This window comes from Halobacillus sp. 12SKB (assembly GCF_052941655.1).
The window spans coordinates 3,391,371-3,411,686 of record NZ_JBRFWR010000001.1 but is presented as its reverse complement, the minus strand read 5'-3'; the positions used below and the strand labels follow the sequence as shown (position 1 = coordinate 3,411,686).

Here is a 20,316-nt window from a genome sequence, read left to right as displayed (position 1 = left end):
GAAACGCGTCCAACAGTAAATAAAAAAAGAAGCCACACTGGGCTTCATTTTTATTTGAATGCACGTTGTTCACGAATGACTTGGATCGTTTCGAGTGTGTCATCTTCCGGGCCTTGTACAGGCAGCCCGGCTTCAACGTTTTCATGAATATAGTCAATGTTTTCTTGAGTAATGATTTCTCCCGGTATAAAAATAGGGATGCCTGGGGGGTACACCATGACGAACTCGGCGCTGATTCTCCCGACAGCTTCCTTTAAGCGAATCGTTTCTGTTGAAGAGTAGAAGGCTTCTCTTGGAGAAAGAGCCAATACAGGAATGTCCGGCACTTTCACGCGGATGTTTTCTGTTTCTTCTTCTGTGGATCGCTCTTCTGAAAGTGTTTCTAGAGCGGATACTAATTGATCGATGTTTTCTTCCCGGTCTCCAGGAGTGACGATACATAAGAGGTTGTATAAATCGGAAAGTTCTACTTCAATGTTATGCTTTTCCCGTAGCCAAACCTCTACATCATAGCCGGACAATCCGAGTTTCTTTACGGAGATGATCAATTTCGTAGGGTCGAAGTCTACGGTAGCATCGCTCGTCAATATTTCGCTTCCAGGGCAATAGACGCCCGGGATCTCATTCAATCTTCTTCTTGCATGGTCTGCGAGACGTAAAGTTTCTTCCATCAATTCCCTGCCGTTAATCGCGAGGTGTCTCCGGGCTGCATCAAGACTCGCAAGTAAAAGATATGAAGTCGAAGTCGTATGAAGCATGGACAAAATGGACTGAACCCTTTCGTGGGAGACGAGCCCCTCTCGCAAGTTTAATACGGAGCTCTGGGTTAACGACCCACCAAGCTTATGGACACTCGTAGCTGCCATATCAGCACCTGCCTGCATGGCGGAAAGGGGAAGGCGCTCATGAAAGTGAATGTGGACGCCGTGCGCCTCATCGACAAGTACAGGAATATCGAAACTGTGGGCAATATGGACAATCTTTTTCAAATCGGCAGAGACGCCGAAATAGGTCGGGTTGATGACGAGCAGCCCTTTCGCATCCGGGTGAGCTTCACAAGCCTTCTGCACAGCATCTGAAGTAATGCCATGAGAGATTCCGAAGCGGTCGTCAAGTTCGGGATGGATAAAGACGGGCTTCGCTCCTGAGAAAATAATCGCAGTGGTTACAGATTTATGGACGTTCCTAGGTACGATGATTTTATCACCTGGATGACAGACACTCATGATCATCGTCATGATCGCACCAGATGTACCTTGGACGGAGAAGAATGTATAGTCTGCACCAAAGGCTTCTGCAGCAAGGTCCTGTGCCTGTTTGATCATGCCTTGTGGGTGGTGCAGGTCATCCAGTGGTTCAATGTTGATCAAATCTATCGAAAGCGCTTGTTCACCGATAAAAGATCGGAATTCTTCATCCATTCCTTTTCCGCCTTTGTGTCCTGGGATATGAAATTGGACAGGCTTTCGATCTCTATGTTTTTTTAACCCTGTAAACAGGGGAGTTTCATGTTGGTTCATATGTGTTTCCACCTCTTTAATTTAGAAAAGCACATGAATTATAGCAGTTTCCGCGTTCCCTTGCTAGTCTTTTGTGTATCCTTTTTCCAATCATGCTAAAATGAATAAAAGGGAGGGATTCATGTGGAATGGAAAACTCGCGTTACAGAAGTATTAGGCATTACATACCCGATTATCCAAGGAGGACTTGCACATCTTGCTTATTCAGAATTGGCGGCAGCGGTATCAAACGCTGGTGGGCTCGGTCAATTAACAGCGATGAGTATGGAAAGTCCTGATCAACTGAAAGAAGAAATTGAGGCTGTAAGAGAAAAAACAAACCGTCCGTTTGGTGTGAACTTCGCGATTGGTCAGCATGGTCGTCCATTTGAAGAAATGGTTCAAGTAGCCGTGGAAAAAAAGGTGCCGGTCATCTCAGTTACAGGTGGGAATCCCGCCCCTGTTCTTGAACTTGTCAAGAATACTGGGATCAAAACCCTCGTACTTGTAGCGGCTAGACGGCAGGCTGTCAAAGCGGAAGAGCTTGGAGCTGATGCTGTTATGGTCGTCGGTCATGAAGGCGGTGGACACCTCGGTCGTGATGATGTCGGTACATTTGTCCTGACGCCACAAGTCGTAGACGCCGTGGATATACCTGTCATCGCATCAGGAGGAGTAGGTGACGGTAGAGGGCTGATGGCTGCACTTGCTTTAGGAGCAGAAGGAGTGGAAATGGGGACACGGTTTATCGCAACCACAGAATGTGTTCACGCCCATCCCGCTTATTTGGAAGCTTTGATTCAAGCGGATGAAACATCCACCACTGTCATCAAAAGGAGTTTAAAGGCCCCGGCCCGCGCCTTGAAAAATGACTGGACAGCACGTATTTTAGAATTGGAAGACAAGCAAGCCGGTTATGAAGGCTTGAAAACTTACATCAACGGCGAAGCGAATAAAAAGTTCATTTATGATGGAAAACAAGCTTACGGGTTCGGCTGGGCTGGTCAAGTGGCTTCAAGAATCCATGACGTGCCATCAGTGGATGAATTGTTCAAACGCATCGTCACGGAAGCGGAAGAGATCCGAAGCCGGTGGAGCAAGTAAGGAGGAAGATGAGTGAGTTATACGTATCCAATCGATGAAATTTATTGGTCAAAAGAAGAAATTATTGATGTCGTCAATTTTTACAGCATGGTTGAACAAGCTTATGAAAAAGGAATCGACCGTGATGAGCTGATGCTTGCCTATACTCGGTTCAAACAGATCGTCCCATCTAAAAGTGAAGAAAAAACGCTGTGCGGACAATTTGAAAAAGAATCCGGCTATTCTTGTTACAGAGCTGTTAAACAGGCGAAAGGTCTCAGTAAAGGCGACAAAGTGAAGATGTAAACAAAAAAAGGCGCTCCCATAGGGGCGCCTTTTTTTACTGATCCAGTTGTTTGGTGTAGCGGTATAGTGGTTCAAGGGTTTGGAATGTTTCTTTACAAAGCTCTATGAAAGCATCCGGATCTTTCAGTCGTGCATCTCCGCGTTCAATGTTTCTGCCACATAAGATCTCTGCTTTTTTCACAGTTTTCAAACGCTCCGTCATACTCAAAAACTTGTCCTCATCAACATTTGACTGAGGAATGCTGCCTGGCTTCGTATGATCGATGGACCATACAAAATCCTCCGGAATACGATTGAGAACTTCATCTTTGTTCTGCTCCAATTTATAAGCGAAGTCCTGTTTAATGGGACTTTCATAGATCACAGCAAACCAAATGAAAACATGAGTTTCCCAAAGACCGATTTGGAAGTGGGGAAGCTTCTTGTAACCACGTTTATTTGAAGCCAGAGCTGCCCAAGTATCATTCGGCGGGTTTGTTTTACGTCGCGCGTGTTTCGCTACGTGTACAAACATTTCGTCACCAGTCATGGCAGTGACATCTGCCGCAAGCTCTGTCGCAACAGACTCAAGCTTTGGGGAAATACGATCTCTCAAAGCTTCCATTCTATTTTCTAATCCGGGAATGGAAAAAACGTCAAAGTCCTCTTGTGTAAATCCGCTAAATGTCGTCATTCGATCAACTCCTTCATTTCTCGCCCTTATTTTACCACAAGAAACTATGCTTACTAAGTGATGTGTTCGGTGGGTTTGAATGATGTAAAAATGGGTTACATATAAGTAATCTAATTGAAACTTCTGTCGTAAAAGTCACATATATATATAGTAAGGATTTGAGAGGGAGGGATTAGCAGTGAAACATGTCATGGAAGCATTGCGTAAAAGAGAAGCTGAAGAGAAGCTCCCGGTAATCCGTATGGAAATTGATTACGAATTGGTGACGTTGCATGATGCCATGGTCGCCGGAGATGTCGAACAAATGAAAAAGACAAAGCGAAGACTCTCTGAACTTCGTAAGCAATTGATTGAATGGTCCATATAAGAGCGAGCAACACTAAAGTTGCTCGTCTTTTTTATTGCCTTTAAATCCAAACAGCTTATTGAAGAATATGGCAGGATTGTGGAAGACTTGATTTCGAGATGTTTGTGTGGGTTTAGGGGCTCCGGGAAAAGGTTCGCTTTCCGTGGGCGAGTGATGAGCCTCCTCGAGCTAACGCTCTGCGGGGTCTCATCTACCACGCACTTCCCACAGGAGTCTCACCGTTTCCCTCCGCCCCTTTGCCATATGAGGTTCTCGAAATCCCTCTTATAGTACCCTGCCTAAAACTCTTTTAAATCCTGCATAAACCGCGTTGACATAGGCTTCAACCATAAAAGCTCCTATTGCTGGAAGGTAGTTTCGAGAATTTCTTCCGGCAAGTGGACGGAGGGGAATGGCGAGACTCCTGCGGGAAAAAAGTGCAGGGTGAGACCCCACAGGACGCAGTCCGAGGAGGCTCACCGCGCTCCCGCGGAAAGCGAGCTATTCCCCGCAGTCCCCATACACTCAACAAACGTCTCGAAACTGAGTATTCCACATTCGGGAGCTTTAGTTGGACAAGGGGATCGGATTGATGCAATGTTTGGACGGATTTGGTACGATAAAGATTGATACTTATAAAAGGGGTACGATGTTATGGATCAACAGAAAAAGAACGAGATTTTTGAAAATGCAAAAGCTTGGGTCTTGGAAGCTGGTGAACGAATCAAAACCAACATTGATTCGCCTCGATCCATTGAAACGAAATCCAACCCGAACGACTTGGTCACTGAAATGGACCAGGAAACAGAACAATTTTTCGCAAAAAAAATCAATGAGACGTATCCGGATCATTACTTATTAGGAGAAGAGGGATTCGGGGATGAAATAGAAGACCTCGGTGGAACTGTGTGGATTGTAGATCCCATTGACGGAACAATGAACTTTGTTCATCAAAAAAGAAATTTCGCCATTTCTGTTGGGGTTTATTATGAAGGTGTCGGTGAAGTTGGTTTGATTTACAATGTCATGGACGATGTTTTATATACAGCTAAACGAGGCGAAGGCGCATATAAGAACGAACAAAAGTTACCACAACTTGATGAAAAGCGTCCATTGAATCAATCGATTCTCGCACTAAATACTACTTGGTTAATACCTGAAAATCCTCACGTAGATCATAAAGGTATGGAAGATTTAGTGAAAAAATTGCGTAGTACGAGATCTTATGGTTCTGCTGCTTTGGAATTTGCTTTTGTTGCAGAGGGGCTGCTGGATGGGTACTTGACGATGACGTTGATGCCTTGGGATTACGCAGCTGGAAGTATCATCGTCCGTGAAGTGGGTGGAATCGTTACCCGTGCGGACCGTGAAGAATTGGACTTGTTGAACAAGACGACCGTCCTCGCGAGCCGTTCCAACATTCATGAAGAAATATCGAAGGATTATGTCCGATTGAAGAAATAAAAGAAAGCGACCTCGATCGAGGTCGCTTTCTGCATGATTCAGGACGTTTGCTGTTGTTTTCTTTTTCTTCTTAACCCAACACTCATTAGAGCGAATCCGGAAAAGAAAAGGACGGCTGCAAGCCAGAAAATTTCTTGGCCGATAGCAAATCCAACGGAGATAAACGATAAAATAACCAGACTGGCTAATAGTGCTGTGTTCATATGAAAGTTCTTCAAAAGGCTCACCTCTATTCAGGTCTATTATATAGGATTTGTCGATATAATGAAAATGGTTTCACGGGTAGCATCCTTCAGGGCTTTCTAGTATGATAGATAAAAGAATAGGGTATCCATGAGGAGGAACATCATGAACGATATGTCCACACTACCTGTGCCGACGGATCTATGGCCTGTGGCGGATTTCTTTTTCCGCGGATTCGGGAGTGAAGTGAATTTAAACGATGAAAGCGAAGTTACCATGCTCTTTCGTTCTTTCATGCTTCTATACTTAACAACTGTTACACTTGCTATCATTACATTCAAACTTGGATTCGCAAGAAAATTACCTTTAATGAAGACGATTGTCGTTTATTCCGTTCTCATTATAGGGACATTTATCTTAACCTTAATCCTTGGATTGAACTTGCCCCTTCCTGAAAGTTTAGTGGTGGCAGCCTTGATTCTCGGTATTTACCGGATCCGGCTTCATAGAGAGCGCGGAGCCCGTCAACAAAACGAATCATCCTGACCCCAAAACCCCCTTTCCTTACCAAGGAAAGGGGGTTTTGTCTAACATTTCTGTATAGAAAGCTGTCTAATTAGTTATTAAAGTATATGGCAGGATTGTGTAAGACTCAGTTTCGAGACTTTTGTTGAGTGGATGGGGCTGCGGGGAATAGCTCGCTTTCCGCGGGAGCGCGGTGAGCCTCCTCGGACTGCGTCCTGTGGGGTCTCACCATGCACTTCTTTCCTCTTCAATATCCGGTTCCGGCGCCTAGCGGCTAGTGAGACTTCCCTCGCTTCTGTACGATAAGTCAACATCGAATCACTCCGTTCTTCGTGTTTCCTTTATCTCCGCCAGCTCAGTCCAGTCCATACGCCGCTGATCAAGGCGCCTGCACACTTAAGTTAGGAGTCTCGCCATTCCCCTCCGCCCCTTTTACAAGTAAGATTCTCGAAACCACTACTTGTAAGATCACCTTGTATGGTTATGGGAAGTGAATCATATAAACTCTACTCAATGGACATTTAGAAAACACTTTATGCCTGACTATGTGGGTGAAATTGGAACCTTACTTATAAGTTTAGGAGTTCTATAATCCACCTTCTATAATCATAAGAGCTGACCTTTTAGTGTTGGTTTCGAGAATCCTTTCCATGGCAAAGGAGCGAACCTTTTCCCGGAGCCCCTAGAACCACCCATCGTCTCGAAACTGAGTCTTCAACAAACGGGAGCTTATGTTTAACAAATAAAAAAAGAGAGAGGAAAACCTCTCTCTTTCAGTGACTAGCTTAAATGCTTTTCTTTTTTTCGCTCTCTGTTAAACCGGAAATTCCCGGTTGCTAAACGTTTTTTTGTGTTGTCTTCTATACGATCGTGGCAGGATTGACACATGTACGTGTGAATCCGGCGGTTCCGAAGTCGTTTTGCCTGTAGGCAGTAGCTGTCAATTTTTTCAATTTCATCACAAATGACGCATTGTACACGCATCTTTTTCACCTCTATTATCCATTCGATTACATATAGTTTAACATAATAAGTTTTTTATAAATAGATGAGATTTCCACGTTTGACTTCAATTGTGATTGGGAAATGTAATTACAGAAGCAGAGGAAAGGATGATTTGTTTGAGAAAACGTTGGATGTTTACAGCAATTGGTGCCGCTCTCGGAGGAACGCTTGCTTATTTCTTGAAAGATGAGGACAAGCGTCGGCAGGTTAAAGACAAAGCAAAATCCATTCAAAGCAACTTAGGAAAATCAGAGGATCTTCCGGTTGAAGAAGCTGGCAAACCTGAAACAGCATCGCTGGATAATTCAGATATGGTTGCAGAAGGATCTCAATTCGGTGTCCAATACTATAATGAATTGACTGAAAAAGAAAGAGAAATCCTTGAGAAAAGCAACAGCTAAATCCCCGAGAGGATTTAGCTGTTTTTCTGTTCGTTTAGTTTTGCTTTGATTGTTCTTTTTCAATTTGTTCAAGTTGTTCTTGATCATTTTGCGGGACCGATTCTTGATTGGAATTGGACTGTGGCTTTTCTTCAACAGAACCACTTGGCATATAACGACCAATAATTTGACTCAGTTCATCGGTGACCGCTTCCACAGGGTGACCTTCAGCCATTTTTTGGCCAAGTCCCCGGATTCGTTCCACGCCGTCTGCGTCCGCAATAACAGCCGCCTGTTTTCCGTAAGGGTCATGTTTTAAGGCTTCGGCTACTGAATATTTGATGACACCGACGCGGGAGCGATCCAGGTCTTTGTCTACATCAATTCCTACAACTACATAGTTGCCTAGGACAAGGGCGGTTGCATCATGGACATCAGGAACTTGGACGGCGAGCTTAGCAAGGTGCCTGGCTGCCTGCTGGCTCGTCATGTTTTTCTTTTCCACCGGATCTGAATCCGTAACATACTTCAACTCAGGATCGCTTTGTCGCTCTTGAAGCAGTGACTCTTCACCGCCGTTTTGCTGACACGCAACTAAGGCCAAAAGGGCTGCTAACCAAATAAATTTTTTCAAGGGAATCACCACTTTTTTATTTATAGCCTGTGTCAGCTTGCAGATAATATACAAAAAGGGCAGCTTAAAAGCTGCCCATCCTTACTGCAATACGATTTTTTTAATTCCTTTGATTGGCTCAGAACGGTTGGATCCGTCTTTGAAATAAAGGTGAACCGGGCCATGCTCTTGCAAAGGTTTCCCATTTTCAGCGAAAAGTAGAAGCGATTCGGATAAAACATCGGCATCGATCACTTCTTCGCCTTCGTCTGTGATCAGAGCCGCTTTTTGTACATCAGCAGCAGGTTCGCTCGTATGTAGAAAAGGCTTCAACGGCATGAGAAATGTGCCTTTCAAAATCCTTTGTTTTTCATAACGATTGATGCTCTTGTTGACTGGCGGGTTAATTTTTTGTTGATAGACTTCTCTGTCAAAACGAGTAGACTGGCGCTTTAACTCGTCTTCTTGCGTTGATTCTGTTGGTTTTTCTTCGCCTTCGAATACTTCTGAAAACGTCTGTTTTCGATCGTCAAAGATCCAGACAGTCGGATCGAGAGTAATTGGGAATTTAACATTTCCTGCTATTTGAACAATCATGGCTTTGGCCACCTTTCGATTAATAAAAAGTCATCCATCCAAAATCATAGCAAAAAATGAATTCGATTTCATTAAAGGAGGCATGATCCATTGATTAAAGATATTACGGAAAGTGTACTGGAAGACTGGTTAGACAATGTACGACCTTATGCATACGATGGCCAGGTAGCCAATTATATCCCAGCTTTATCCCGCAGCAATCCAGAAGATCTCGCTGTCGCTATCCATTACTTAGATGGTAATACAGTGGAGGCCGGAGAAACAGAAGTGAGGTTTACACTTCAAAGTATTTCGAAAGTTATCTCACTTGCTCTTGCTCTTATGGATAATGGGGAAAGTTATGTGTTCGACCGTGTAGGTATGGAACCAACAGGGGATCCATTTCACTCGATTTACCGTCTGGAACAAATCCCTTCCAAACCGCTCAATCCGATGATTAATGCCGGGGCCCTTGCGGTGACAAATATGATTCACGGAGATACGCCTGATGAGAAAGTCGGGCGCTTGTTGAGCTTTATTCATGACTTGACCGATGATCATTCCATCGGGTACAACGAAGAAGTGGCCACTTCGGAGTTTGAATCCGCATTTTTGAACCGGTCCCTGCTTTTTTACATGAAGCAGCATCAGATTGTCACTGGTAGTGTAGAGGAAACTCTTGATGCCTATACAAAACAATGTGCGATTGAAGTGAATGTTTGTCAACTGGCGCGGATTGGAGCGCTCCTTGCAAATGGTGGAAAGGACATCCACTCTGGGCGTAGAATCATACCGAAGCATCTTGCAAGAATCTGTAAAACCTTTATGGTCACGTGCGGCATGTACGATGCTTCAGGGTCTTTTGCCATCAAAGTTGGTATTCCAGCGAAAAGTGGGGTGTCGGGATCCGTTCTTGCTTCGTTAAACGAATTTGGAGGAATTGCAGTTTATGGTCCCAGCCTTGATGAAAAGGGGAATAGTGTTGTCGGGTTGAAGCTGTTAGAAATTCTGTCCAATCGTTACGATTTGTCAATCTTCTAATTGTTCATTCCTATCTTGCAATTTATTGTGTTAAACGATAAGATAAAAAGAAGAAAGACATGTACATTGGAGGGGATTTTGATGTTGTCTGATGTGGCTGTGGATCATCGTGAAAAAGCCTATGCCCTTCTAAAAGCTGACGCTGATAAAATATTAAGGTTAATAAAAGTACAGATGGACAACTTGACTATGCCTCAGTGTCCACTCTACGAGGAAGTTTTAGATACACAAATGTTTGGATTATCCCGCGAAATTCATTTTGCGGTTCGCTTGAATTTAATCAGCGACGAAGAAGGTAAAACACTTTTGGATAACCTTGAAAAACAGCTGAATGTTTTGCATGAGGCTGCACAGAAGTCATAAGATAAGAACTCAAATTGCGACGTTTTGTTGTGATTTGGGTTTTTTTGTTTTCACTTTTATACACACACAGGGTGTTTGTTTATGATTTTTACAACTAAAATTGTCAGATTTAAAGGAATTTTCGGACCTTGAGTAGAAAACTATGTAACAGAACGGACAAATTCCTAAAACATAGATAATCAGGGAGTGGAATCATGGCAAATACAAAGAAAATCAATAAAGTATTAGTCGCTAACCGTGGCGAGATCGCTATTCGAGTCTTCCGGGCGTGTACAGAATTAAATATTCGTACCGTCGCCATTTATTCGCAGGAAGATACTGGGTCCTACCACCGTTACAAGGCTGATGAGGCCTATTTAATTGGTGAAGGGAAAAAACCGATCGATGCGTATTTGGATATTGAAGGAATCATTGAAATCGCTAAGAGTGTGGAGGTTGATGCCATCCACCCTGGATATGGATTTTTATCTGAAAACATCGAGTTCGCGAGAAGATGTGAAGAAGAAGGTCTTACTTTTATTGGACCGACCAGTGAACATTTGAATATGTTTGGTGACAAAGTTAAGGCACGGGATCAAGCGGTACAAGCGGAGATTCCCGTCATACCGGGAAGTGACGGTCCTGTTAGTGGGCTGGAAGAGATTCGTGAATTTGGTGATAAGCATGGCTATCCCTTGATGATCAAAGCAGCGATGGGCGGCGGTGGTCGAGGTATGCGTGTAGTCAGAAGCGCTACGACCCTTGAAGAATCCTACGACCGCGCCCGTTCGGAAGCGCGGGCAGCTTTTGGTAGTGATGAAGTTTATGTCGAAAAGCTGATTGAACAACCGAAGCATATCGAAGTGCAAATTATCGGGGACCGGGACGGAAACATTGTTCATTTGTATGAAAGGGACTGCTCGGTGCAGCGTAGGCACCAAAAGGTTGTGGAGATCGCTCCGAGTGTCAGTTTGAAAGATGAAGTGAGAGAGGCCATTTGTGATGCTGCCGTCAAACTTATGGATAACGTGAAGTATATCAACGCAGGAACGGTAGAATTTTTAGTGACCGGGGATGAATTTTACTTTATCGAAGTGAACCCTCGTGTACAGGTGGAGCATACGATCACAGAAATGATAACAGGTGTTGATATTGTACAGACCCAAATTCTTGTTGCAGAAGGATATGGCTTACATAGCGACCGCATTGCCATTCCGAAACAAGAGGATATTGTTACCCACGGCTATGCCATTCAATCTCGAGTGACGACGGAGGATCCTCTGAACAATTTCATGCCAGATACAGGAAAAATCATGGCCTACCGATCCGGTGGTGGTTTCGGGGTAAGGCTTGACGCCGGGAATGGATTCCAGGGTGCGGTCATCTCTCCATACTACGATTCTTTACTGGTGAAACTCTCTACATGGGCCCTAAGCTTTGACCAAGCCGCTCATAAGATGGTCAGAAATTTGAAAGAATTTCGTATCCGCGGAATCAAAACAAACATTCCTTTTTTAGAGAATGTGGTACAGCATAAACAGTTCTTGTCCGGAGAGTATGATACAACGTTCATTGATCGTTCTCCAGAGCTCTTTGTTTTTCCGAAACGAAAAGACCGAGGGACGAAGATGTTGGCTTATATTGCTGATCGTACCGTCAATGGTTTCGAAGGTTACGGCAACCGAAAGAAACCGAACTATTCAAAGCCTAGGATTCCAATCATTAAGCATTCGGAACCGATTCCAGGCGGAACAAAACAAATTCTAAATGAAAGAGGTCCTGAAGGTCTCGCTTCATGGTTGAAAGAGAGGAATGAAGTTCTCCTCACAGATACGACCTTCCGGGATGCTCACCAGTCGTTACTGGCTACCCGTGTAAGAACAAAGGATTTAGAAAATATAGCAGAACCGACCGCCCGCCTTTTGCCTGACCTGTTCTCAATGGAAATGTGGGGGGGAGCGACATTCGATGTTTCTTACCGTTTCCTAAATGAAGATCCATGGGAGCGTCTGTTGAAGTTGAGAGCGAAAGCACCGAATGTGCTTTTCCAAATGCTCTTAAGGGCTTCTAATGCAGTCGGTTACAAAAACTATCCCGATAATCTCATTCGTGAATTTGTAGAAAAAAGTGCAAGCGCAGGCATTGATGTCTTCCGCATTTTTGACAGTTTGAACTGGGTGGAAGGTATGAAGCTTGCTATCCATTCTGTGCGGGAGAGTGGGAAAGTAGCTGAAGCCGCTATGTGTTATACAGGGGACATCCTGGATAGCAGCCGACCGAAGTATGATCTCGCTTACTATAAAAAACTTGCTCTTGAACTTCAGGAAGCAGGAGCACATATCCTTGGAATTAAGGATATGGCTGGACTGCTGAAACCAGAAGCGGCGTATCAATTGATCAGCTCATTGAAGGAAACCGTCGACATCCCGATCCACCTTCATACACACGATACAAGTGGAAATGGTTTGTTCACATATGCCAAAGCGATAGAAGCAGGAGTTGATGTCGTCGATGTTGCTACGGGTTCAATGGCAGGATTGACCTCTCAGCCAAGCGCAAACAGCCTTTATTATGCCCTTGAAGGTAGTGAACGTAAGCCGAATTTGGACATCTCTGCTTATGAAGAACTCGGTCACTATTGGGAAGATACAAGAAAGTACTATCAGGATTTCGAAAGCGGTATGATGGCCCCGCATACAGAAGTGTATGAACACGAAATGCCTGGAGGGCAATATAGCAACCTGCAACAACAAGCAAAAGCGGTTGGATTAGGACACCGCTGGGATGAAGTCAAGACGATGTATCGCCGGGTGAATGATATGTTCGGTGATATTGTAAAAGTGACTCCGTCTTCCAAAATCGTTGGGGATATGGCCCTGTACATGGTCCAGAATGAGCTGAATGAGGATGACATTTATGAAAAAGGTGATTCTCTTGATTTCCCTGACAGCGTCGTGGAATTCTTCCAGGGCTATCTCGGACAACCATACGGGGGCTTTCCGGCGGAACTGCAAAGGATTATATTGAAAGGCCGGGAACCGATCACGGTGAGACCAGGGGAGCTTTTGGAACCGGTGGACTTCAATAATTTGAAGGAGACACTTTTCCATTCCCTGGACCGTCAAGTAACCAGCTTTGATATGATCAGCTACGCTCTTTATCCAAAAGTGTTCATGGATCATCATAAGTTCAGGGAGCAGTATGGCGATATGTCTGTTCTCGACACTCCGACATTCTTCTACGGAATGAGGCTTGGTGAAGAAATTGAGGTGGATATTGAACAAGGGAAAACGTTGATCGTGAAGCTTGTCTCCGTCGGTGAGCCGCAGATCGATGGGACCCGTACCGTCTACTTCGAGTTGAATGGACAGCCTCGTGAAGTCGTTGTAAAGGATGAAAACGTGAAAGCGACTGTTCAGCAGCGTCCGAAAGCGGATAAGTCAAACAGTAAACACATCGGAGCAACTATGCCGGGAACGGTTATTAAAGTGTTGTCTAATAAAGGTGAGGATGTGAAAAAAGGCGATCACTTGATGATTACAGAAGCCATGAAAATGGAGACGACCGTCCAAGCTCCTTTTGATGGTGTGATCAAGGATATTTATGTAGAAAACAACGAAGCCATCCACGTCGGTGATTTACTGATTGAATTTGAATAACTTATAAAGAGAGGAAGCTCATGAGAGTCTTCCTCTCTTTTTTGATTTGTTAAACAATATGGCAGGATTGTTGAAGACTCAATTTCGAGACTTTTATTGGAAGATAGGGGCTCCAGGAAAAGGTTCGCTTTCCGTGGGCGAGTGATGAGCCTCCTCGAGCTAACGCTCTGCGGGGTCTCATCTACCACGCACTTCCCACAGGAGTCTCACCTTTTCCCTCCGCCCCCTTTACCAAGTGAGGTTTTCGAAATCCCTCTTTTAATTACTGCCTGGTTGTGTTGTGAATTCAAGCTTAATCTGCGTCGATATAGGATTCTTAGTCATAAAAGCTCTTATAACTGGAAAGTAGTTTCGAGAATCTCTTTCGGCAAGTGGGCGGAGGGGAATGGCGAGACACCTACCTTAAGTGTGCAGGCGCCGGAACCGGATATCGAAGAGGGAAAAAGTGCATGGTGAGACCCCACAGGACGCAGTCCGAGGAGGCTAAAAGGAATAGAGGAAGTTCGATTAAGTTCGGCACATCCTGTGCCAACATCGAACGACCCCACTTCGTGTGGGGCCCCGCGGAAAGCGAACCTTTTCCCGGAGCCCCCAGAACTACACAATCGTCTCGAAACTGAATATTAAACAAACGGGAGCTCATATAAAAAATCTCAGAGGCATGGGCTCTGAGATTTTTGTTTGGTTTATTTCACCGAACGTTCATATTTAGCGCTTCTTGAAGAAAGCAATAGGAAGTATGATAGAAGACCGACATACAGGGAAATAATCAATGCATGCAGGAGGGCCAGGCCCAAATGCACGTACGTCATAATCACGAAAGCACCGACGAGAACCTGAGCGGCCATAAGAATTGCAGCAAGAATCCAGCCTTTTCTCATAATCGGACTGTTCATGTAATCTTTCAAAGCTTTCATCATAAGATAACCCGTCCATATTAAAACCCCGGCTGCTGCTGCACGGTGTCCCATTTGAATCCATTGAGCAGAGCCATATGAAGAAAAGTCAAAAGGAGATGCATTTGTACAAAGCGGCCAGTCCAAACAAGCCATTGATGAGTAGGTATGGCGGACAAGCGCGCCCGTATATACAACGATTAATGTGTATGTAGTTAAAGCATAAATATGAAGCCTGAATGGTTTACGAATGAGTAGGGAATGTGCATCAAATTTCCGGTCGATCTCAAATATAATCAGCATCAATAGAAGGACGGCTGCAAAGGATACAAGGGAGATTCCGAAGTGAAGCGCGAGTACGAAGTCGGATTGTCCCCATTTAACGGCAGCGGCCCCAATCAGACCTTGAGCGAGCAAGAAAAAGAAGGCAAGGAAGGAAAGGAACTTCACCTCTCTTATATGTCCAACTTTCACCCAGGCGATCACGGAAAGAGCCAGTACCAGCAAACCTACGCCTCCAGAAACAAGCCGGTGACTTAATTCAATGATTAAGGCGATATCAATTTCAGATGGGATCCATTCACCGTGACATAACGGCCAACTGTTTCCGCACCCCATCCCTGAGTCTGTTTTTGTGACGAGTGCTCCGCCTAATAAAACGAGAAGCATCCCTAATGTGGCAAAAACCGCTAACCACTTTAATAATCGCATGGCATGAAGCCACCTCCATTCCTATCAAAAGAACACGGAGGATATCATACCATTTCCCCTCTTTAAAATCACTAAAGTCTTGAAAAAAACTTGCAATATGTGGCAGGTTTTGCTAGAAATAAAGGGTGTGTTTTAAGTGGACGCTGTTCCTTTTTCTGAGGGAATCCAGCCAGTACCGTTAAAATCGTTGAGAATGGTAGATACTAAGAGTGATTGGCGTTTCACAAAGTTGTCACAAATAAATAAAATTGTTGAGTTTAAATAGATACAACTACAATTACATGATACAATTATTTTGATGTTTCTTGTCATCCTTTTATGAGGCAAGAATGGAAATAGCCTTCGTTGAATCCGTTTATTAATCTACATGATTCACTATACGAAGGTGGTAGAAGGAGGAAGATAATACGATGGACAATCCAAGAACAGTCGAATCTGCTTCTACAGAAATGATCCAAACAAAAACCAATGACCATTCTTTGTTAGCTGATATAAAGAGCTTGATCAAAGTCGGTATCATTAACTCTAATTTGATTACTACATTTGCAGGATTTTGGCTGGCTCTCCATTATACTGGTACACTATTTTTTGATCAGTGGGTCACTTTCCTGCTGACGATGCTCGGAACCGCTTTCGTAATCGCCGGCGGCTGTATTCTTAACAATTGGTATGACAGGGACATTGACCCGGTTATGTCACGGACGAATAATCGTCCGACTGTGACAGGAACGATGTCTTTATCATTTATAAAAACATTGGGGATCAGCGTATCCATTCTCGGATTTGTCACATTGCTCCTCACGACATGGCAAGCGGCCTTGTGGGGCGCATTTGGTTGGTTCGTCTACGTCGTTCTTTACACGATGTGGTCGAAGAGAAGATACACGATCAATACAGTAGTTGGAAGCTTTTCAGGAGCTGTTCCACCATTGATCGGATGGGCTGCTGTTGATCCAGGATTGCAATTAGAAGCTTTGATTCTGTTTCTCATTATGTTCATTTGGCAAACTCCTCACTTCCTGGCACTCGCCATGAAGAAAAAGGATGAATACAAAGCAGCTGGAATTCCGATGCTGCCTGTTGTTCACGGCTTCGAGATGACAAAGCGTCAAATTGTCGTATATGTTGCCTGTTTGCTTCCATTACCGATTTACTTGGCTTCTCTTGGAACAGTCTTTCTAATCACGGCTTATGTACTCTCTATCGGCTGGTTGGCTCTAGGGATTGCAGGCTTTTTCATGAAAGACGACTACAAGTGGGCGACATGGATGTTCATTTTTTCCTTGAACTATCTGACGATCATGTTCTTTATGATGGTCATCGTCACTTTGCCATTCCCATTTTAAAGAACTGACCTCCTACAAGGAGGTCAGTTTCTAAATAAAAAAATGCATTACAAGAGAAAGAGAGGTATGACGCATGAGAGGTTGGATGGGAAAATTCCGTTCATTATTCTTATTTGGTGCCCTAACCATGCTCCTTACCGGATGTGGTATTGAAAACATCAGTGCACTGAAACCAAAAGGGTATGGCTCGGAATTATTATTTGATCTTATGTTGATCAGTATTGCGATAATGATTTTCGTTTTCGTAATCGTTATGGCCATTTATGCTTTCGTTCTTCTCCGTTATCGTGAGAAGAAAGGGCAGGAACACATCGTTCCGAAACAAACAGAAGGGAACAAAGCTTTGGAAGTGATTTGGACAGTCATTCCAATCATTTTGCTACTTGTGCTGGCAATCCCTACTGTGCAGGCGACTTTCGACCTCGCTGATCAATCGACGCAAGGAGATGAAGGTGTTATAACGGTCGATGTCACAGGTAACCAATATTGGTGGCAGTTTGACTATGCAGATCAAGAGATCTCTACAAGTCAAGAAATCTACATCCCTACAAATGAAAGGGTATACTTAAACATGAAAGCCAGTGACGTCATCCACTCCTTCTGGGTGCCGGCAATTGCGGGTAAGATGGATACCATTCCTGGTGAAAACATGAACACAATGTACTTAGAAGCTTATGAAGAAGGGGTTTACGAAGGCTTTTGTGCTGAACTTTGCGGACCTTCCCACTCCCTTATGTACTTCAAAGTAATCGCTGTCAGCCCTGATGAGTTTGATCAATGGGTGGAAGACATGCAGAACATCGATCCTGAAGCTGCGCCTGAAACAGTTCAGACTGGTCAAGATTTGTTCAACGAAAACTGCATGAGTTGTCACGCAATTGGTGGCGCGTCAGCTGGTGTAGGACCGAACTTAGGCAACTTTGCAAACCGAGAGAAAATTGCAGGGATCCTGCAGCCATCGAAAGAAAATCTTGTGGATTGGATTGTTCATCCGGATGAAGTCAAGCCGGGGAACCAAATGCCTGCAGAGCTGGTTTCAGAGGAAGATGCAGCAAAAATTGCTGATTACCTTCTAGAGTTGGATCACTCGGATGTAGGAAACGATCTTGAGATGCAAAGCGTTGAAGAGTAAGGATTTATGAGAAAGAGGTTGAAAAGGGAGGTTAAAGCGTGAGTACTGCAGTAGCACAAAAACGTGGGCTCGGCGCTGTGATTTGGGATTACCTGACAACAGTAGACCACAAGAAGATCGCGCATCTTTATTTGGTCTCTGGAGGGCTGTTTTTCCTAATCGGTGGGCTCGAAGCCATGATAATTCGTATCCAGTTGATGAAACCAGACAATGATTTCATTTCTGCTGGACTTTACAATGAAATGATCACCATGCACGGTACAACGATGATTTTCTTAGCGGCGATGCCGCTCATCTTTGCCCTCATGAACGCTGTAGTTCCTTTACAGATCGGGGCAAGGGACGTTGCCTTTCCATTTTTGAACTCCTTAGGATTCTGGTTGTTCTTATTTGGAGGACTTTTACTGAACGTCTCCTGGTTTACAGGTGGTGCACCGGATGCCGGTTGGACCAACTATGCACCATTATCGACGACTTCACCAGGGCACGGGGTAGACTATTACGTTATGGGTCTGCAGATATCCGGTGCCGGAACGTTAATTGGCGGAATTAACTTCCTTGTAACGATTGTAAACATGAGAGCACCAGGTATGACGTACATGCGTATGCCATTGTTCACATGGTCAGTATTCGTCACAAGTACGCTGATTCTATTCGCTTTCCCAGCTTTGACAGTTGGACTATTCCTTATGATGTTTGACCGTATGTTCGGATCCGCATTCTTTGATGTAGGTCTTGGTGGTAATGCCATCATCTGGGAGCACTTATTCTGGATCTTCGGTCACCCGGAAGTATACATATTGATCCTTCCGTTGTTCGGAGCTTTCAGTGATATCTTCTCAACATTCTCTAAGAAACGTCTTTTCGGTTATTCAGCAATGGTATTTGCAACTGTCTTAATCGGTTTCTTAGGCTTCATGGTTTGGGCCCACCACATGTTCACGGTTGGTATGGGACCAATTGCTAACTCCATTTTCGCTGTTGCGACAATGGCAATTGCCGTACCTACAGGAATCAAGATCTTCAACTGGTTATTTACAATGTGGGGCGGACAAATTCGAATGACAGCTGCGATGTTATGGTCCATCGCCTTTATCCCTTCATTCACAATTGGTGGAATGACTGGGGTTATGCTGGCCGCGGCAGCAGCTGACTTCCAGTATCACGATACGTATTTTGTAGTCGGACACTTCCACTACGTTATCGTTGGTGGAGTAGCCTTTGGTATATTTGCAGCTCTACACTACTGGTGGCCGAAAATGTTCGGTAAAGTGTTGAATGAGAAGCTCGGTAAACTGGCATTCTGGCCTTTCTTTATCGGTTTCCACTTGACTTTCTTTATCCAGCACTTCCTGGGACTTATGGGTATGCCTCGTCGTTACTGGGTCTTCCTTGAAGGACAGGGACTTGCTACAGGAAACTTAATCAGTACAATCGGCGCATTCTTAATGGCGATCGGTACGATTATTTTCCTAATTAATGTCGTGTACACATCAGTAAAAGAGAAGAAAGCGGATGGAGATCCTTGGGAACATGGCCGTACTCTTGAGTGGGCCATTCCATCTCCACCGCCACACTACAACTTTGTACAGACACCGCTTGTACGTGGGCTTGATCCACTATGGGTAGAGAAGATGGATGGAAAAGAAGGCATGACACCTGCAGAGCCGCTGGGTGACATTCATATGCCAAATGCATCTATTCTTCCATTTACGATGTCCTTAGGATTATTCATCGCCGGTTTCGGATTTATTTACCAAATCGATGATCCAATGTGGTTAATCGCTGTGTTCGCAGGTATGGGAATCACACTCGGTTCCATGTTAATCAGATCCGTGAAAGACGATTTGGGTCACCATATTCATAAAGAAGAACTGGAAGAAGATATTAAGAAGGGGGTTGGCAAATAATGAGTTCTGAAGATGTACTCAATCCAAAACGTATGCCGCATGATCCGGAAAAAGCCACCCTTGAAGGAAAAAATAAATTCATTGGCTTCTGGTTTTTCCTTGGTGGAGAAACCGTTTTGTTCGCAAGCCTCTTCGGTACGTACCTTGCTTTGAATGGTTCAACGCAAGGGGAGAATACACCTGAGCATCTGTTCGGGTTGGAACTTGTGTTCATCATGACGATGCTTCTTCTTACAAGCTCGTTAACCAGTGTTTATGCAATGTACCACATGAAAAATCATGACTTCCGTAAGATGCAAATGTGGTTGGGAGTAACGGTCCTGCTTGGACTCTGTTTCCTGGGTATGGAGGTTTATGAGTTTTATCACTACATCCATGAATACGGATTTACGTTCCGCTCCTCCGCATTTGGATCAGCTTTCTACACGCTTGTCGGTTTCCACGGGGGACACGTTCTCTTTGGACTCAGCTGGATTGTAGCGCTTATGATCCGTAACCAGAAGCGTGGATTGAACCTTTATAACGCGCCGAAGTTTTATATTGCAAGCCTTTATTGGCACTTCATCGACGTTGTGTGGGTATTCATCTTTACAGTTGTGTATCTTATGGGAAAGGTGGGTTAATCC

At 44.3% G+C, this 20,316-nt stretch carries 20 protein-coding genes; 13 read left to right on the top strand and 7 right to left on the bottom strand.

Features of this window, described 5'->3' with window-relative positions; translation table 11 throughout:
* Nucleotides 1-50: 50 nt before the first annotated feature.
* Entirely contained in the window at nt 51-1,520 is a 1,470-nt protein-coding gene (locus ACQ4XT_RS17005) for an aminotransferase class I/II-fold pyridoxal phosphate-dependent enzyme (RefSeq protein WP_446854689.1), read from the bottom strand.
* Between the two features lie 123 nt (nt 1,521-1,643).
* Here ACQ4XT_RS17005 and ACQ4XT_RS17000 point away from each other — a divergent pair, with 123 nt between their 5' ends.
* Both ACQ4XT_RS17000 and ACQ4XT_RS16995 read left to right on the top strand, forming a co-directional pair.
* The gene (locus ACQ4XT_RS17000) at nt 1,644-2,603 is read left to right on the top strand and encodes an NAD(P)H-dependent flavin oxidoreductase (protein WP_446854688.1); all 960 of its coding nucleotides are present in this window, start codon (nt 1,644-1,646) and stop codon (nt 2,601-2,603) included.
* Nucleotides 2,604-2,615: 12 nt separating this feature from the next.
* Nucleotides 2,616-2,888 carry a UPF0223 family protein gene (locus ACQ4XT_RS16995; protein ID WP_446854687.1) on the top strand — a complete coding sequence of 91 codons (273 nt, stop codon included), beginning with the start codon at nt 2,616-2,618 and terminating at the stop codon, nt 2,886-2,888.
* A gap of 34 nt (nt 2,889-2,922) precedes the next feature.
* Here ACQ4XT_RS16995 and ACQ4XT_RS16990 read toward each other — a convergent pair whose 3' ends face one another.
* Nucleotides 2,923-3,561, bottom strand: coding sequence for a YktB family protein (locus ACQ4XT_RS16990; RefSeq protein ID WP_446854686.1), 639 nt, complete (start codon nt 3,559-3,561; stop codon nt 2,923-2,925).
* Between the two features lie 178 nt (nt 3,562-3,739).
* Between ACQ4XT_RS16990 and ACQ4XT_RS16985 the strand changes: the two genes are divergently transcribed.
* On the top strand, nt 3,740-3,928 hold the full coding sequence (locus ACQ4XT_RS16985; protein WP_446854685.1) for a YkzI domain-containing protein: 189 nt from the start codon (nt 3,740-3,742) through the stop codon (nt 3,926-3,928).
* A gap of 633 nt (nt 3,929-4,561) precedes the next feature.
* The gene (locus ACQ4XT_RS16980) at nt 4,562-5,371 is read left to right on the top strand and encodes an inositol monophosphatase family protein (protein ID WP_446854684.1); all 810 of its coding nucleotides are present in this window, start codon (nt 4,562-4,564) and stop codon (nt 5,369-5,371) included.
* Nucleotides 5,372-5,409: 38 nt separating this feature from the next.
* On the opposite strand, the gene ACQ4XT_RS16975 is transcribed toward ACQ4XT_RS16980, so the two are convergent.
* Entirely contained in the window at nt 5,410-5,598 is a 189-nt protein-coding gene (locus ACQ4XT_RS16975) for a DUF5325 family protein (RefSeq protein ID WP_446854683.1), read from the bottom strand.
* Between the two features lie 121 nt (nt 5,599-5,719).
* On the opposite strand from ACQ4XT_RS16975, the gene ACQ4XT_RS16970 reads away from it, so the two are divergent.
* Entirely contained in the window at nt 5,720-6,100 is a 381-nt protein-coding gene (locus tag ACQ4XT_RS16970; RefSeq protein ID WP_446854682.1) for a YlaH-like family protein, read from the top strand.
* 759 nt (nt 6,101-6,859) lie between these two features.
* Here the strand turns inward: ACQ4XT_RS16970 and ACQ4XT_RS16965 are convergent.
* Complete coding sequence (locus ACQ4XT_RS16965; RefSeq protein WP_160912966.1) at nt 6,860-7,063, bottom strand: YlaI family protein; 204 nt, start codon at nt 7,061-7,063, stop codon at nt 6,860-6,862.
* 137 nt (nt 7,064-7,200) lie between these two features.
* Here ACQ4XT_RS16965 and ACQ4XT_RS16960 point away from each other — a divergent pair, with 137 nt between their 5' ends.
* Nucleotides 7,201-7,485 (top strand): YbyB family protein, encoded by a 285-nt coding sequence (locus ACQ4XT_RS16960; RefSeq protein WP_446854681.1) that lies wholly within the window; start codon nt 7,201-7,203, stop codon nt 7,483-7,485.
* A 34-nt stretch (nt 7,486-7,519) separates the two neighbouring features.
* On the opposite strand, the gene ACQ4XT_RS16955 is transcribed toward ACQ4XT_RS16960, so the two are convergent.
* Together ACQ4XT_RS16955 and ACQ4XT_RS16950 are read right to left on the bottom strand one after the other, a co-directional pair.
* Nucleotides 7,520-8,098 (bottom strand): YhcN/YlaJ family sporulation lipoprotein, encoded by a 579-nt coding sequence (locus tag ACQ4XT_RS16955; RefSeq protein ID WP_446854680.1) that lies wholly within the window; start codon nt 8,096-8,098, stop codon nt 7,520-7,522.
* Between the two features lie 81 nt (nt 8,099-8,179).
* The gene (locus tag ACQ4XT_RS16950) at nt 8,180-8,674 is read right to left on the bottom strand and encodes a hypothetical protein (RefSeq protein WP_446854679.1); all 495 of its coding nucleotides are present in this window, start codon (nt 8,672-8,674) and stop codon (nt 8,180-8,182) included.
* Nucleotides 8,675-8,764: 90 nt separating this feature from the next.
* Between ACQ4XT_RS16950 and glsA the strand changes: the two genes are divergently transcribed.
* The 3 genes from glsA to pyc all read left to right on the top strand — a co-directional run bounded on the left by glsA (nt 8,765) and on the right by pyc (nt 13,695).
* On the top strand, nt 8,765-9,694 hold the full coding sequence (glsA, locus tag ACQ4XT_RS16945; RefSeq protein WP_446854678.1) for a glutaminase A: 930 nt from the start codon (nt 8,765-8,767) through the stop codon (nt 9,692-9,694).
* Between the two features lie 81 nt (nt 9,695-9,775).
* Nucleotides 9,776-10,057 (top strand): Fpa/YlaN family protein, encoded by a 282-nt coding sequence (locus tag ACQ4XT_RS16940; protein ID WP_446854677.1) that lies wholly within the window; start codon nt 9,776-9,778, stop codon nt 10,055-10,057.
* A 194-nt stretch (nt 10,058-10,251) separates the two neighbouring features.
* The gene (pyc, locus tag ACQ4XT_RS16935) at nt 10,252-13,695 is read left to right on the top strand and encodes a pyruvate carboxylase (protein ID WP_446854676.1); all 3,444 of its coding nucleotides are present in this window, start codon (nt 10,252-10,254) and stop codon (nt 13,693-13,695) included.
* Nucleotides 13,696-14,381: 686 nt separating this feature from the next.
* Here pyc and ACQ4XT_RS16930 read toward each other — a convergent pair.
* Nucleotides 14,382-15,302 carry a COX15/CtaA family protein gene (locus ACQ4XT_RS16930; protein ID WP_446854675.1) on the bottom strand — a complete coding sequence of 307 codons (921 nt, stop codon included), beginning with the start codon at nt 15,300-15,302 and terminating at the stop codon, nt 14,382-14,384.
* A gap of 410 nt (nt 15,303-15,712) precedes the next feature.
* On the opposite strand from ACQ4XT_RS16930, the gene cyoE reads away from it, so the two are divergent.
* From cyoE to ACQ4XT_RS16910, 4 genes are all read left to right on the top strand, one after another.
* Complete coding sequence (gene cyoE, locus ACQ4XT_RS16925; RefSeq protein ID WP_446854674.1) at nt 15,713-16,648, top strand: heme o synthase; 936 nt, start codon at nt 15,713-15,715, stop codon at nt 16,646-16,648.
* A 73-nt stretch (nt 16,649-16,721) separates the two neighbouring features.
* Nucleotides 16,722-17,780, top strand: a complete 1,059-nt coding sequence (gene coxB, locus ACQ4XT_RS16920; RefSeq protein WP_446854673.1) for a cytochrome c oxidase subunit II — start codon at nt 16,722-16,724, stop codon at nt 17,778-17,780.
* 38 nt (nt 17,781-17,818) lie between these two features.
* Nucleotides 17,819-19,690 carry a cytochrome c oxidase subunit I gene (gene ctaD / locus ACQ4XT_RS16915; protein ID WP_446854672.1) on the top strand — a complete coding sequence of 624 codons (1,872 nt, stop codon included), beginning with the start codon at nt 17,819-17,821 and terminating at the stop codon, nt 19,688-19,690.
* Entirely contained in the window at nt 19,690-20,313 is a 624-nt protein-coding gene (locus ACQ4XT_RS16910) for a cytochrome (ubi)quinol oxidase subunit III (protein ID WP_446854671.1), read from the top strand. Before ctaD ends, ACQ4XT_RS16910 begins: the two co-directional genes overlap by 1 nt.
* The last annotated feature ends 3 nt before the right edge of the window (nt 20,314-20,316 follow it).

Excerpts from the sequence above, each read along its gene's own strand:
- ACQ4XT_RS16930 (WP_446854675.1), bottom strand. The coding sequence starts at position 15,302 with ATGCGATTATTAAAGTGGTTAGCGGTTTTTGCCACATTAGGGATGCTT.
- ACQ4XT_RS16950 (WP_446854679.1), bottom strand. The coding sequence starts at position 8,674 with ATGATTGTTCAAATAGCAGGAAATGTTAAATTCCCAATTACTCTCGAT.
- pyc (WP_446854676.1), top strand. The coding sequence starts at position 10,252 with ATGGCAAATACAAAGAAAATCAATAAAGTATTAGTCGCTAACCGTGGC.
- ACQ4XT_RS16990 (WP_446854686.1), bottom strand. The coding sequence starts at position 3,561 with ATGACGACATTTAGCGGATTTACACAAGAGGACTTTGACGTTTTTTCC.
- ACQ4XT_RS16940 (WP_446854677.1), top strand. The coding sequence starts at position 9,776 with ATGTTGTCTGATGTGGCTGTGGATCATCGTGAAAAAGCCTATGCCCTT.
- cyoE (WP_446854674.1), top strand. The coding sequence starts at position 15,713 with ATGGACAATCCAAGAACAGTCGAATCTGCTTCTACAGAAATGATCCAA.
- ACQ4XT_RS16970 (WP_446854682.1), top strand. The coding sequence starts at position 5,720 with ATGAACGATATGTCCACACTACCTGTGCCGACGGATCTATGGCCTGTG.
- coxB (WP_446854673.1), top strand. The coding sequence starts at position 16,722 with ATGAGAGGTTGGATGGGAAAATTCCGTTCATTATTCTTATTTGGTGCC.
- ACQ4XT_RS16910 (WP_446854671.1), top strand. The coding sequence starts at position 19,690 with ATGAGTTCTGAAGATGTACTCAATCCAAAACGTATGCCGCATGATCCG.
- ACQ4XT_RS16980 (WP_446854684.1), top strand. The coding sequence starts at position 4,562 with ATGGATCAACAGAAAAAGAACGAGATTTTTGAAAATGCAAAAGCTTGG.
- ACQ4XT_RS16965 (WP_160912966.1), bottom strand. The coding sequence starts at position 7,063 with ATGCGTGTACAATGCGTCATTTGTGATGAAATTGAAAAAATTGACAGC.
- ACQ4XT_RS17005 (WP_446854689.1), bottom strand. The coding sequence starts at position 1,520 with ATGAACCAACATGAAACTCCCCTGTTTACAGGGTTAAAAAAACATAGA.